This is a genomic window from Streptomyces alboniger (assembly GCF_008704395.1).
Lineage (GTDB): Bacteria > Actinomycetota > Actinomycetes > Streptomycetales > Streptomycetaceae > Streptomyces > Streptomyces alboniger.
This window is the reverse complement of sequence record NZ_CP023695.1, coordinates 2,968,249-2,981,680: the sequence shown is the minus strand read 5'-3', so window position 1 is coordinate 2,981,680 and position 13,432 is coordinate 2,968,249. Positions and strand designations below refer to the sequence as shown.

13 protein-coding genes and 1 riboswitch are annotated in these 13,432 nt (G+C 69.7%); of the genes, 9 read left to right on the top strand and 4 right to left on the bottom strand.

The features are described 5' to 3' along the window. Positions 1–2: 2 nt before the first annotated feature. Positions 3–491: an SsgA family sporulation/cell division regulator gene (locus CP975_RS13105; RefSeq protein WP_055530505.1), complete on the bottom strand. Its 489-nt coding sequence runs from the start codon at positions 489–491 to the stop codon at positions 3–5. Between the two features lie 266 nt (positions 492–757). Here CP975_RS13105 and CP975_RS13100 point away from each other — a divergent pair, with 266 nt between their 5' ends. Both CP975_RS13100 and CP975_RS13095 read left to right on the top strand, forming a co-directional pair. Continuing rightward, positions 758–2,329, top strand: a complete 1,572-nt coding sequence (locus tag CP975_RS13100) for an RDD family protein (RefSeq protein ID WP_150476893.1) — start codon at positions 758–760, stop codon at positions 2,327–2,329. Positions 2,330–2,433: 104 nt separating this feature from the next. Further along, a complete protein-coding gene (locus CP975_RS13095; protein WP_150476892.1) occupies positions 2,434–3,120 on the top strand; it encodes an RDD family protein in 687 nt (228 codons plus the stop codon). A gap of 64 nt (positions 3,121–3,184) precedes the next feature. Here the strand turns inward: CP975_RS13095 and CP975_RS13090 are convergent, their stop codons facing one another. Beyond that, complete coding sequence (locus CP975_RS13090) at positions 3,185–3,466, bottom strand: hypothetical protein (protein WP_150476891.1); 282 nt, start codon at positions 3,464–3,466, stop codon at positions 3,185–3,187. Positions 3,467–3,979: 513 nt separating this feature from the next. Here CP975_RS13090 and CP975_RS13085 point away from each other — a divergent pair. Together CP975_RS13085 and CP975_RS13080 are read left to right on the top strand one after the other, a co-directional pair. Further along, entirely contained in the window at positions 3,980–6,400 is a 2,421-nt protein-coding gene (locus tag CP975_RS13085) for an immune inhibitor A domain-containing protein (protein ID WP_150476890.1), read from the top strand. A gap of 148 nt (positions 6,401–6,548) precedes the next feature. Beyond that, on the top strand, positions 6,549–6,848 hold the full coding sequence (locus tag CP975_RS13080) for a hypothetical protein (protein WP_055531293.1): 300 nt from the start codon (positions 6,549–6,551) through the stop codon (positions 6,846–6,848). A 37-nt stretch (positions 6,849–6,885) separates the two neighbouring features. On the opposite strand, the gene CP975_RS13075 is transcribed toward CP975_RS13080, so the two are convergent. Then, positions 6,886–7,470: an isochorismatase family protein gene (locus CP975_RS13075; RefSeq protein WP_055531295.1), complete on the bottom strand. Its 585-nt coding sequence runs from the start codon at positions 7,468–7,470 to the stop codon at positions 6,886–6,888. A 79-nt stretch (positions 7,471–7,549) separates the two neighbouring features. After that, entirely contained in the window at positions 7,550–8,878 is a 1,329-nt protein-coding gene (locus CP975_RS13070; protein ID WP_055531297.1) for a nicotinate phosphoribosyltransferase, read from the bottom strand. Positions 8,879–8,958: 80 nt separating this feature from the next. On the opposite strand from CP975_RS13070, the gene clpS reads away from it, so the two are divergent. The 5 genes from clpS (at position 8,959) to CP975_RS13045 (ending at position 13,394) form a co-directional block, all read left to right on the top strand. Beyond that, positions 8,959–9,273 (top strand): ATP-dependent Clp protease adapter ClpS, encoded by a 315-nt coding sequence (gene clpS / locus CP975_RS13065; RefSeq protein WP_055531299.1) that lies wholly within the window; start codon positions 8,959–8,961, stop codon positions 9,271–9,273. 11 nt (positions 9,274–9,284) lie between these two features. Beyond that, positions 9,285–9,881: a DUF2017 domain-containing protein gene (locus CP975_RS13060; RefSeq protein WP_030793454.1), complete on the top strand. Its 597-nt coding sequence runs from the start codon at positions 9,285–9,287 to the stop codon at positions 9,879–9,881. A 362-nt stretch (positions 9,882–10,243) separates the two neighbouring features. Then, on the top strand, positions 10,244–11,746 hold the full coding sequence (locus tag CP975_RS13055) for an amino acid permease (protein ID WP_055531301.1): 1,503 nt from the start codon (positions 10,244–10,246) through the stop codon (positions 11,744–11,746). A gap of 89 nt (positions 11,747–11,835) precedes the next feature. Beyond that, on the top strand, positions 11,836–12,258 hold the full coding sequence (locus CP975_RS13050) for a M67 family metallopeptidase (RefSeq protein WP_055531303.1): 423 nt from the start codon (positions 11,836–11,838) through the stop codon (positions 12,256–12,258). 4 nt (positions 12,259–12,262) lie between these two features. After that, positions 12,263–12,386, top strand: a riboswitch (cobalamin riboswitch). A 45-nt stretch (positions 12,387–12,431) separates the two neighbouring features. Further along, a complete protein-coding gene (locus CP975_RS13045) occupies positions 12,432–13,394 on the top strand; it encodes an ABC transporter substrate-binding protein (protein ID WP_055531305.1) in 963 nt (320 codons plus the stop codon). Positions 13,395–13,432: the final 38 nt, after the last annotated feature.

Here is a 13,432-nt window from a genome sequence, read left to right as displayed (position 1 = left end):
GCTCACTCACCGTCCTTGGACTCGTCCGAGGGCCACGGGTCGCGCAGCCACAGCTCGTCGGCGGCGCCGAAACGGCCCGCGGCGGGGGCGAGCAGCTCGGCGAGGCCGTCGTCGATGCCGAGCTGCTCGGCCTCAGAACCCGGAGGGACCACCCGCAGGGTCCGCTCCAGCCAGGCGGACACCGCGGCGGCCGGTGCCTCGAGGAGGGCGTCGCCGTCCGGTGAACTGAGCGCCATCAGGACGACGCCGCGGCCGTCCACCTTCGTCGGCCAGACCCGCACATCACCGTGACCGCACGGCCTGAACACCCCCTCGACCAGCAGCTCTCGGGCGAACGTCCAGTGCACGGGGTGCGCCGAGCCGATGTGGAAGGCGATGTGGACGGCGTAGGGATCGGCGGTGCGGTAGGTGAGGCGGGCCGGGACGGGGATGACCCGTTCCGGCGAGAGGATCAGCTTGAGCTCAAGCTCGCGTTCCACCACGGAGTGCATGTCGGTGTGCTTCCTTCCTCGTAGGGGCCCTGGGAGCGGACCCGTACGAGTGGAGAGCGCGGGATCCCCGGAGCATTACGCGGGTTCGGGAAACTTTCTCCGGGCGGCTTCGGAGAGGTGACCGGCGGGGGCGTGGGGTTCGCGGGGAATGTGTGGGGAGCGTGCCCGGAAAGTGGTCCGAAGGGCGGGAGCCGCCCGGTGGCACACGGAGGTCTGATAGATGTGGACCCCTCAAAAGACCCCCGAGCAGATACGGGACGACGGACATGAGCGCCCCAACTCCGGCCCCAGGCGACGACAGGCCCCGCGAAGGCTATTACCCCGACCCGTCCATTCCCGGATACGTCCGGTACTGGAACGGCGCCGCCTGGGTGCCCGGTACGAGCCGTCCCGCGCCGTCCGACGGCGAACCGCTGCCCGCTCCTCCCGGCGCGAGTGCGGGCGCAGTGGTGGCGCCTCCCGTGGAGGAGACCGGGCCGCACTTCTTCGACGAGGAACCGGTGGCGGACGCCGCCCCGGCGGGCCCCGCGGTGGACCAGCACGGCGCCAGGCCCGAGCCCGCCTCCGCCTGGCAGGCCGACGCGGGCCGCCAGACCGGCCTCGGCGGCGAGCAGGAGCGCCGGATCTCGTGGGGCGCCCCGGGGCAGGCGGACCCGCGCGTGCCGAGCGAGGACGCCGCGCCGCGCGCGGAGGCGGCGGCCCCCGAGCAGCGGGCCTCGCCCGAACCCGCGCGGGACGAGAGCAACCCCGGCACGGTCACGATCCGCGCCATCAAGCCGAGCACGCCGAAACCGGCCGCCGGCGAGGGGACGGTGACGTTCCGCCGCCCGACGGGTCCGGTCAAGCCGGTCGCCGGGGGCGGGGGCGCGGGGTCCGCCGGGTCTGCGGGGTCCGGAGCCGGCGCGACCGGTGCCGGGACGAACAGGTCCGCCGGGGCCGCCTCGGCGCGGGGCGGCGCGCCCGCCCCCGCCACCACGCCCGCGTCGGCCTCCCCCACGCCCACGCCCACGCCCCGCAGCGACGGCACCATGGCGATCCGTGCCATCCGGCCCGCGTCCGGGCAGCGGGGCGGGCAGACCGCCGCCGCGCAGACCTCCGTACCGCCGCAGGCGTCCGCGCCCGGACAGGCCCCTGCGCCCCAGCAGGCCCAGCAACCCCAGCAGATGCAACAGCCCCAGCCGAGCGCCGCGCCCCTCACCTCCGGGCCCGGCGGTGGCTCGCCCTCCTGGGCCCAGCAGGTGCATCAGCTCGCGGGGGCCTCCCCGGTCCCGCAGCAGCAGGGCGAGGGGCAGCCCGTCGTGCCGTGGAAGCCGGTGACCGAGGACCCGTTCCTCGCGGCCGCGCGAGCCCAGGCCTCGGCGAGGCCCGCGGGACTCGGCAGGCGCCTCGCCGCACGGCTCATCGACACGGCCGTCCTCGTCGCGGTCACCGGGGCCGCCGCCCTGCCGCTCGGAGCCGAGGCCGCCGACCACGTCGACAGCAAGATCGACGCGGCGAAGCTGTCGGGCGAGAAGACCACGGTCTGGCTGCTCGACGGCACCACCGCGGGTTACCTCGGCATCGTCCTCGCCGTCCTGCTCCTCTTCGGCGTCGTGTACGAGGCGCTGCCCACCGCCAAGTGGGGCCGCACCCTGGGCAAGAAGGTGTGCGGAATCGAGGTACGGGACATCGAGGAGCACGAGACGCCCACGTTCGGCGCGGCCCTGCGCCGCTGGCTCGCCTACAGCGTGCCGGGGCTCCTGGTGATCGGCGTCGTCGGCGTGCTGTGGTGCCTCTTCGACAGGCCGTGGCGGCAGTGCTGGCACGACAAGGCGGCGGGCACGTTCGTGGCGGGATGACCGTGCATACGTACGTCGTGGAGTAGGGCCTGCACAAGGCGGCGGGTAACCCGGTCAGCCGCTCGCCGGATGCGGAGCGGGGGCCGTCGCGGTCGACTCGGGCCATGAGCACCGAACCGCCGCAATACCCGCCCCCGGACGACGACCCCTTCAAGAAGCAGCCCCCGCAGGGCGGCGGGTCCCCCTACGACACCCCGCCACCGGGCGGCGGCTCTCCCTACGGCGTCCCGCCCCCGCCCGAGGGCGGCGACCCCTACGGCGGCGGAGCCGGGGGACCCTACGGAGGCGGCGGCGACCCCTACGGCGGCGGTCCGGGCGGCTACGGCGGGCAGGATCCCCTCGCCGGCATGCCCCCGCTCGCCGACAGCGGCAAACGCGTCCTCGCCCGCATCGTCGACATGATCCTCATCGGGATCGTCGTCTGGCTGCTGTCGTGGCTGTTCAACACGTCCGAATACGACGTGGACCCGGACAAGGTGAACACGGGCAAGTCCTTCGGACAGTCCCTGCTGGCCGCCGTGCTCTACATCGCGTACGACACCTTCATGATCTCCAAAACCGGCCAGACGCTCGGCAAGAAGTGGCTGGGCATGCGCGTCGCGAACCTCAACGACGGTGCCACGCCGAGCATGCAGACCGCACTCGCCCGCGCGGCCGTCCTCTGGCTGCCGTTCGCCTTCTGCTGCGCCTGCATCTGGACGGCCATCTGCGGCGGGTGGAGCTTCTTCGACAAGCCCTACAAGCAGGGCCTGCACGACAAGGCCGCCAAGACGGTGGTGGTCAGCGTCTAGGACGACGCCCGGCAGGTTCGGGTGAGGGCTGGTGCGGCGGCACCGGTACCGGCGGGTCCGTGGTTCACGGGCCCGCCGGTTCGCGTACGGGCTCGGCGAGCGCGGCGCGCTGGGCGGGGACGCGCTCCGGGGTGATGGGCGGGGCAGGCAGCGAGGGCGCGGCGGGCGCGGCCGGTTCGGGGGTCGGGACCGTCATCGCCACGAGTAAGCCGAGGCCGAGCGCGGCCACGGCTATCACCGCGACGCCGACGCCCGAAGCGGTCCGGGAGAGCAGCAGCATGGCGAGGGTGGAGAAGACGACGGTCACCGAACCGTAGGCGATCTGTGCGGTGGTCGGACGTGGCATGGGTCGAGGCATGACGTGATCCGTCCTCGGCAGTGATCCCCCCGCGCTCTTGGCCACGGGGGCGGATGCGGATGTATGGGCAGCTGTATACGAATCGGCTGTATCGGCTGTATACGAATCAAAGGGTGCCTGACGGCGGTGACTTGGGATGTGTCGCCTCGCGCGGTTGCGCACCGTCGATTGACTCTATGACGCTGCATGCCCGACGGGAACGGGCGGTAAGCGTGACCTAACCCACGGTGCCGCAGCACAGGGGGCGCACGGGTTCATGGCGTCCACCAAGTGGACGGTGCGGAGCGCCCGTTGGGCTTCTCCATGAGGATGTGCCCCGCGTTCGGATAGCGGAACCGCGGGTCGCATAGTGCACTTGGCCTGTTCAAGTCAAGGACTGTCTTTTCTCCCGTACTTCCGGTCGAATGTCGTCACTTGTGACGCGTACATCGCGCGCGGACCTCCTCCGACCGGGATCTCGGTCCGCCATTCGCGCGGGCGCGTGGGGAGGATATTCATCAAGTGACAGCCAGAACACGCACGTTCAGAGCCACGGCCGTGGCTGTGGCGGTGGCCGCTGCCGCCGCCACCTACTCGGCGGCGACGGCCACGGCCGCTCCCGGGGACGGTGCCCCGGCCGGGGCACCGGTCGTCGACCGGCAGGACCCGTCGCGGCCCAAGGCGCACACCGACCACGACCTCGACGGTCCGTTCAGCAAGCAGCAGGCGCAGCAGCGCAAGGCGGCCCTCCAGCAGGTCGTCGCGGGCGACGCCAAGGTGCAGAAGCGGGGCGCCTCGAAGGTCGTCAAGCTCGACGACAAGAAGTACGTCGAGCTGGGCCGCGAGAAGACCGACAAGATCTTCACGATCCTGGTGGAGTTCGGGAACAAGGTCGACGACACGACCATGTACGACCCGGACGGCCCCGAGGGCCCGCAGCAGCCCGTCAAGAAGTACGGCGGCAAGCCCGGCCCGCTGCACAACAAGATAGTCAAGCCGGACCGTGCCAAGGACAACAGCACGGCCTGGCAGAAGGACTACAACCGCAAGCACTTCGAGGACCTGTACTTCGGCGAGGGCAAGGACAGCAAGGGCAAGACCAAGCACTCGCTGAAGACCTACTACGAGAAGACCTCCTCCGGCCGCTACTCGGTCGACGGCGGAGTCTCCGACTGGGTCAAGGTCGACTACAACGAGGCCCGTTACGGCTCGAACTACTGCGGCGACACCAACTGCGCCAACGTCTGGGACGCGGTCAAGGACGGTGTGACCGCCTGGGTCAAGGACCAGAAGGCCCAGGGCCGCACCGACGCGCAGATCAAGGCGGACCTGGCCAAGTACGACCTCTGGGACCGCTACGACTTCGACAACGACGGCGACTTCAACGAGTCCGACGGCTACATCGACCACTTCCAGATCGTCCACGCGGGCGAGGACGAGTCGGCCGGCGGCGGCGCCGAGGGCGAGAACGCCCTGTGGGCGCACCGCTGGTACGCGTACGGCAACGACGCGGGCAGGACCGGCCCCGGCGACAACAAGGCCGGCGGCACCCAGATCGGCGACTCGGGCATCTGGGTCGGCGACTACACGATGCAGCCGGAGAACGGCGGACTCGGCGTCTTCGCCCACGAGTACGGCCACGACCTCGGTCTGCCGGACCTGTACGACACCACGGGCAAGGGCGAGAACTCGGTCGGCTTCTGGTCGCTGATGTCCGCCGGTTCGTGGCTCGGTACCGGCAAGGACTCGATCGGTGACCTGCCGGGCGACATGACCGCCTGGGACAAGTTCCAGCTGGGCTGGCTCGACTACGCCAAGGCGAAGGCGGCCACGACCTCCGAGCACAAGCTGGGCGTCGCGGAGTACAACACCCGCCACCGCCAGGCGCTCGTCGTCGACCTGCCGAAGAAGGCCGTCACCACCAAGATCGTGAAGCCCGCCGAGGGCGCCAAGCAGTGGTGGAGCGACCAGGGCGACGACCTGAAGAACACCCTGACGCGCTCCGTCGACCTGACCGGCAAGACCAAGGCCGAGCTTTCCCTCCAGGGCTGGTGGGACATCGAGGCCAACTACGACTACCTCTACACCGAGGTCTCCACGGACGGCGGCGCCACCTACACGCCGGTCGACGGCACCGCGGACGGCAGGCCGATCACCCGCGACGCCGGTGACAAGCCCGCGCTGACCGGTGTCTCGGGCGCGTACAAGAAGCTGGTCTTCCCGCTCGACGCCTACGCGGGCAAGAAGATCGACATCCGCTTCCGCTACGCCACGGACGGCGGCGCGGGCGGCAAGGGCTTCGCGGCCGACGCGCTCGCGATCACCGCGGACGGCGCCAAGGTCTTCGAGGACGGCGCCGAGGGCGGCGACAACGGCTGGAAGTCGAAGGGCTTCTCCCGCATCGCGGAGTCCTTCACCAAGAAGTACGACCAGTACTACCTGGCCGAGAACCGCCAGTACGTGTCGTACGACAAGACCCTCAAGGTCGGCCCGTACAACTTCGGCTTCTCGCGGACCCGTCCCGACTGGGTCGAGCACTACCCGTACCAGACCGGCCTGATGGTCTGGCAGTGGGACACCTCCCAGAAGGACAACAACACCAGCCAGCACCCCGGTGAGGGTCTGATCCTTCCGGTCGACGCGCACGCCAAGCCGCTGAAGTGGAAGGACGGCTCGCTCATGCGCAACAAGATCCAGCCGTTCGACGCCCCGTTCAGCAAGTACGCGACGGACAAGTTCACGCTGCACAACGCGGACGTCGCGACGAAGCTGAAGTCCCAGAAGGGCGTCTCGGTCTTCGACGACCGCAAGGGCACCTACTGGTACGCGTCCAACCCCACCGGAAGCGTCAAGGTCACTGACACCAACACCAAGATCCAGATCCTGAAGCAGCCGAAGGACGGCTCTTCGATCACGGTTCAGGTGGGCCCCTCCAAGAAGTAACCCAGCGTTTCCGCAGGTCAAACCATGATCGGCCGTCGCCCTCTAGCGGGCGGCGGCCGATCGTGTTTAGGTGCGTGCTGTGTACTTCTTATTGACGCGGGGTCCGGCCAGGGGCCCCGCGCGATGTCTCACGGGGGTGTGACGACGTATGTCCGCAGGAGGTTTCTGCAAGCTGCCGAACGGCAGCGTGGTGGTGGCGCTGACCCTGCCGAGCCCGTCGCCGGGCGGCGGCGCGGTCAGGGTGATAGCGCACGCCGTGAACCGCGCGAGGGCGCTGACGCGGGTGCGGAACCTCGGCCTGCGGGCGGTGTATCTGCGGGGCAACGCGGAGCCGCCCACGCCGGACGAGGTCACGGCGGTGCTGCACCACCCCGACGGGCTGATATGGCGGACGGCACCCGATGACGTGCGGGAGCTGTGGCATCCGATCAGGGCGCTCAGACGCTGAAAGGCAGGCCCTGAGGCCCCGCGCCCGACGGGACGCCTCAGACGACGGGCTTCCCTGCCAGCTCGACCCCGGCCGCCCGCATCTCGGCCATGGCCCGCTCCGTGGTCGCCGCGGCGACCCCTGCGGTCAGCTCCAGCAGCACCGTGGTCCTGAACCCCTCCCGGGCCGCGTCCATAGCGGTGGCGCGGACACAGTGGTCCGTGGCGATCCCGACCACGTCCACCTCCGTGATCTCCCGCTCCCGCAGCCACTCCGCCAAGGAGAGGCCGTTCTCGTCGACGCCCTCGAAGCCGCTGTAGGCCGCCGAGTGCGCCCCCTTGTCGAAGACCGCGTCGATGGCCCCGGAGGCGACGGCCGGGGCGAAGTTCGGGTGGAAGCCGACGCCCTCCGTGCCCGCCACGCAGTGCGGCGGCCAGGAGTCGGCGTAGTCCGGGCGGTCGGAGAAGTGGGCGCCGGGATCGATGTGGTGGTCGCGGGTGGCCACCACGTGGCGGTAGCAGGCGGGAGTCTGGCCGATCAGCTCGGTGATGGCGGCGGCCACGTCCGCTCCGCCGGCGACCGCGAGGCTGCCCCCTTCGCAGAAGTCGTTCTGCACGTCTACGACGATCAGTGCGCGGCGCATGGGCGGTGTCCTTTGGTGGGGTGACTACGAGCGTAGAGACTTCACGCGCGTTACGGGAGGGGGCGTCTTCCCGGGTCCTTCAGAGGTATTCCGTCGGGATGACCGCCTCGCCCCGCGACAGCTGCGTCGCCGAGAGGGGCAGGCCTGCGCGCGCCGCGGCGTGCCGGTCGCGGACCGCGTCCAGCGGCTCGCGGGCGACCACCTGGCCGCCCTTGACCAGCTCGACCAGGAGCTGTCGGTCGGCCAGCTCCGGCGGCACGGCCCCGGTGCCGACGACCTCGGCCTCGGCGACGCCGTACGCGTCGGTCCGCCGCGCGGCCCACTTCCGTCCGCCCATGGAGCTCTTGGCACCCAGCGACTTCTTCGCCACGGGCTCCAGAGGCGCCTTGAGGTCCGCCGAGTGGGCGCGGGCCACCAGCTTGTACACCATGGAGCAGGTGGGGTGCCCGGAGCCGGTGACGAGCTGGGTGCCGACGCCGTACGCGTCCACGGGCGCCGCCCGGAGCGAGGCGATGGCGTACTCGTCGAGGTCGGACGTCACGACGATCCTCGTGTTCGTCGCGCCGAGCTCGTCCAGCTGCTGGCGCACCCGGTGGGCGACGAGCAGCAGGTCACCGGAGTCGATCCGCACCGCGCCGAGATCGGGCCCGGCGACCTCGACGGCCATGCGGACGGCCTCGGTCACGTCGTAGGTGTCCACGAGCAGGGTCGTGCCGCGGCCGAGCGAGTCGACCTGGGCGCGGAACGCGTCGCGTTCGTTGTCGTGCAGCAGGGTGAAGGCGTGGGCGCTCGTGCCGACGGTCGGGATGCCGTAGCGGAAGCCCGCGGCCAGGTCCGAGGTGGTCGCGAAGCCGCCGACGTACGCGGCGCGGGAGGCGGCGACGGCGGCCAGTTCGTGGGTGCGGCGGGCACCCATCTCGATCAGCGGGCGGTCCCCGGCGGCCGAGGACATCCGGGAGGCGGCGGCGGCGATGGCCGAGTCGTGGTTGAGGATGGAGAGGATCACGGTCTCCAGGAGCACGCACTCCGCGAAGGACCCCTCGACCCGCAGGATCGGCGAGCCCGGGAAGTAGACCTCTCCCTCGGGATAGCCCCAGATGTCACCGCTGAAGCGGTAGCCGGACAGCCACTCCAGGGTGGCCTCGTCGACGATGTTCCGCTCGCGCAGGAAGCCGAGGACCCCGGCGTCGAAGCGGAAGTTCTCCACGGCGTCCAGGACCCGCCCCGTGCCCGCCACGACGCCGTAGCGGCGCCCCTCGGGCAGTCTGCGGGTGAAGACCTCGAAGACGGACCTGCGTGCGCCGGTGCCGGCCTTCAGTGCGGCCTGGAGCATCGTCAGCTCGTACTGATCCGTGAAGAGCGCCGTCGACGGAACATCCACCGGCAGGCCAAGGTCCGCTGTGTTCATACGAAGGATGCTACCGCACATCTCGTCACTTTGACGATTTCCTGGGCCCGTTTGTGCGAGTGACCCCCGGGGGTGGCAGCATGGGGCAGGTGAGTACGGCTCCCGCAGAGATCACCCGCCCCGAATCGGACGAAGAGACGGTCGTCGTCCCCGAGCCGGACGTTCCGTGGATCACGCTCGTGCACAACGACCCGGTCAACCTCATGAGCTACGTGACGTACGTGTTCCAGACGTACTTCGGGTACTCGAAGGAGAAGGCCACCAAGCTGATGATGGACGTGCACCAGAAGGGCCGCGCGGTCGTCTCCAGCGGCACCCGCGAGGAGATGGAGCGCGACGTGCAGGCCATGCACGGGTACGGGCTGTGGGCCACCCTTCAGCAGGACCGGAAGTAGCGACGCATCTGATGCCTGGACAATTCGAACAGATCCCCGGGGGCGGCGCCGCCGTCGCCCTCGACGAGGTCGAGATCTCGATCATCCGTTCCCTCGCCGTGCAGCTCCTGGAACTCATCGGCCCGGGTCCGGGCGGCGAGCCCTCCGACGACCCCCTCGCGGAACTCTTCGCCGAGGGCCCCAGTGAGCCGCCCGCCGACCCGGTGATGCAGCGCCTGCTCCCGGACGCCTACGGCGGTCCCGGCAGTGAGCGGGGTGACGAGGACGAGCTGCGGGCGTATTCGGCGGAGTTCCGCCGCTTCACGGAGAACGACCTGCGGGCCAAGAAGCGGGACGACGCGCTGGCCGTGATCCGCTCGCTCGACTCGATGGCGTCCTCGGGGGAGGGCGGAGCTGTCCTGAAACTGTCGGTCGAGGAGTCCCGGCAGTGGCTCGGGGCGCTCAATGACCTGCGGCTCGCGATCGGCACGCGCCTTGAGGTCACCGACGAGGATGACGCCGATCTGCTCTACCGGCTCCCCGACTCCGACCCCCGCAAGCCGATGGTGATGGCCTACCTCTGGTTGGGTGGACTCCAGGAGACGCTGGTCGGGACGTTGCTCGACTGAAATCCGGTGCATATGACACCGAGATTTGCCGCCCCGGACGCCCGCCGTTCACCTGGCGGCCCGTTCGCTCAACGGACGCTCAAATCCGGATAACGATCCTGTCACTTCATTGCCCACATTTACCGCGCCAAGAGAAGTTTGTCCGCTTCTCCCTGTGGTGTGTGCCACACGTGGCTGATTCTCGCACTGTTGCGGTCGTGATAAATCTTCACGACCGCTCGGTCGACGCCACCCATGTCGCCGAGGGCGCTCGATCCGGCAGACCGCCGGAAGCACTCCATTCACATCCGGGGGGATCAGGACCTGGTCCGCAGCCATCACGCGAAACGCGGGCGCGGATCAGCATGGAGAAAGGCGTCACCATGACCTCAGTGCAGGTCGAAGAGCAGCACGACGGGCACGACGGCAATGGTGCCGTGCAGGCCGCAGGCGGCCCGTCCGGCGAGGGCGAGGGCTACCAGCGCGGTCTGGGGGCCCGGCAGATCCAGATGATCGCGATCGGCGGTGCCATCGGCACCGGCCTGTTCCTCGGCGCAGGCAAGGCCATTCACAAGGCCGGCCCCAGCCTCATCCTGGCGTACGCCATCGCGGGCCTCGTCATCTTCTTCATCATGCGGGCGCTCGGCGAGCTCCTCATGTACCGCGCCGTGTCGGGCTCCTTCTCGGAGTACGCACGCGAATTCATGGGCCCGTTCTTCGGATTCGTGACCGGCTGGACGTACTGGCTCTTCTGGGTCGTCACCGGCATCACCGAAGTCACCGCGGCCGCCCAGTACATGCAGTACTGGACACACAACTCGTTCCCACAATGGGCGTACGCCCTTGTCTTCACGGTCATCCTGTACGGCGCGAACCTCATCTCCGTGAAGCTCTTCGGTGAGCTGGAGTTCTGGTTCTCGATGGTCAAGGTCACCGCCATCATCGGCATGATCCTGATCTGCGTCGGCATCCTCACCATCGGCTTCTCCGACGCCGGTGACACCGCGACCGTGGCCCACCTGTGGAACCAGGGCGGCTTCTTCCCGAACGGCATCGGCTCCACGCTGATGACGCTCCAGATCGTGATGTTCGCCTTCCTCGCCGTCGAGCTGGTCGGCGTCACCGCGGGCGAGTCCAAGGACCCGAAGACGGTCCTGCCCAAGGCCATCAACACCGTGCCGTGGCGCATCGCCGTCTTCTACGTCGGCGCGCTGATCATGATCCTGTCGGTCGTGCCGTGGACGCACTTCCAGCCCGGTGTCTCGCCGTTCGTCGCGGCCTTCGAGAAGATGGGCCTCGGCGTCGGCGCCGCGATCGTGAACTTCGTGGTCCTCACCGCCGCGCTCTCCTCCTGCAACTCCGGCATGTACTCCACCGGCCGCATGCTGCGCGACCTGGCGCTCAACGGCCAGGGCCCGAAGCTCTTCACCAAGCTCACGAAGAACGGCCTGCCGCTGCTCGGCACCACGTTCTCCGCCGCGTTCATGCTGGTCGGCGTCTGGATCAACTACCAGTGGCCGGGCGAGGCGTTCAACTACGTCGTCTCCTTCGCGACCATCTCCGGCATGTGGGCCTGGATCATGATCCTGGCCTGCCAGATCCGCTACCGCCGCAAGGCCGACCGCGGCGAGCTGCCGCAGTCCACCTTCCGGGCGCCCGGAGCCCCGTACACGAGCTGGTTCGCCCTGCTCTTCATCGGCATGGTCATCGTAATGATGGGCGTCGACAAGGACGCGCGCATCTCGCTGTACGCCGCCCCGGTCTGGGCCGCGATCCTCGGGGTCACCTACCTGGTCCTCAAGAGCCGCAACCCGCAGGCCGCCGCGTTCAACAAGCGCAAGGTCGGCGTCGTCGCCTCCGAGGCCGAGCCGGTCGACAAGGACTGACCCCGGCTCCCTGGAGCCGCTGTCCAGCATGTGGGCCCGCCCGTACCGCACTCCGGTACGGCGCGGGCCCTCTGCTTATCCTGACTGCCATGCTGACCATCACCCAGGCCCTCCACGACCAGATCGTCGCGCACGCCCGCCAGGACCACCCCGACGAGGCGTGCGGCGTGATCGCGGGCCCGGCGGGCACCGGCCGCCCCGAGCGGTTCATCCCGATGCTGAACGCCGCGCGCTCGCCCACGTTCTACGAGTTCGACTCGGGTGACCTGCTCAAGCTCTACCGCGAGATGGACGACCGCGACGAGGAGCCGGTGGTCATCTACCACTCGCACACCGCGACCGAGGCCTACCCCTCCCGCACCGACATCAGCTACGCCAACGAGCCCGGCGCCCACTACCTCCTGGTCTCCACCGCGGACACCGACGACGCCGGCCCCTTCCAGTTCCGCTCGTTCCGGATCGTCGAGGGCGAGGTCACCGAGGAAGAGGTGCGGGTCGTACAGGCATACTGACCCCGACCACTTCTGGGCGGCAGGAGACAGGAAGCCGGTGCGAACCCGGCACGGTCCCGCCACTGTGACCCCACCCCCTCACCGGGGGCGCGGGGGAGTCAGGAACTGACCTGCCGCCTTCTCTCCACGCAACGCAGGGGACGCGGAAATCCCCTGAAGGAGGCAGTTCAGCCATGTCCCGCGCCCTACGCGTCCTCACCGCCGCGGCCCTGCTCGCCCCGCTCGCCGCCTGCGGCTCGTCCGGTTCCACCGACTCCGGCAAGCCCGCCGCCAAGGCCGCCGGATTCCCGTACACCGTCACCAACTGCGGTGTGCGCACGACGTACGACGCACCCCCCGAGCGGGCCGTCACCATGAACCAGCACGTCACCGAGGTGATGCTGGAACTCGGCCTCAAGGACCGCCTCGCCGGGACCGCCTACCTCGACGACAAGGTCCTGCCGAAGTACGAGAAGGCGTACAAGTCCGTCCCCGTCCTCGCCAAGGAGTACCCCTCCTACGAGAAGCTGCTCGCCGCCAACCCCGACTTCGTCTACGGCGGTTACGCCAGCGCCTTCCTGGCGGGCGACGGCCGCAGCCGCTCCGCGCTCGCCAAGTCCGGCATCAAGAGCCGCCTCAACATCGAGGGCTGCGCGAAGCGGGCGATCTCCATGGACGACGTCTACCGCGAGGTACGCGAGGTCGGCTCGACCTTCGGGGTGCGCGAGCGCGCGGACAAGTGGGTGAGCGGCGCCAAGCGGGAACTGGCCGCCACCGAGAAGAAGGCGAAGGGCGGGAAGCCGGCCTCCGTCTTCGTCTACGACAGCGGCGACAAGACCGCGTTCACGCTGGGCGGCCGGGGCATCGGCAACGACATCGTCGAGCGGGCGGGCGGCCGCAACGTCTTCGCCGACGTGGACAAGTCCTTCGGCGACGCGTCCTGGGAGAAGGTCGTCGAACGCAAGCCGGAGGTCATCGTGATCCTCGACTACGGTGCCACGACCGTCGCCCAGAAGAAGCGCCGGCTCCTCGACGACCCGGTCCTCGCGGACGTCCCCGCCATCAGGAACAAGCGGTTCGCGGTCCTGCCGCTGTCGGACGCGGTGACAGGGGTACGAGCCCCGGAGGCGGTGAAGAAGCTGGCGGCACAGCTGTGAGCACCCCCCAGCCCGTCCGGCGGTTGAGGACGAGCCCG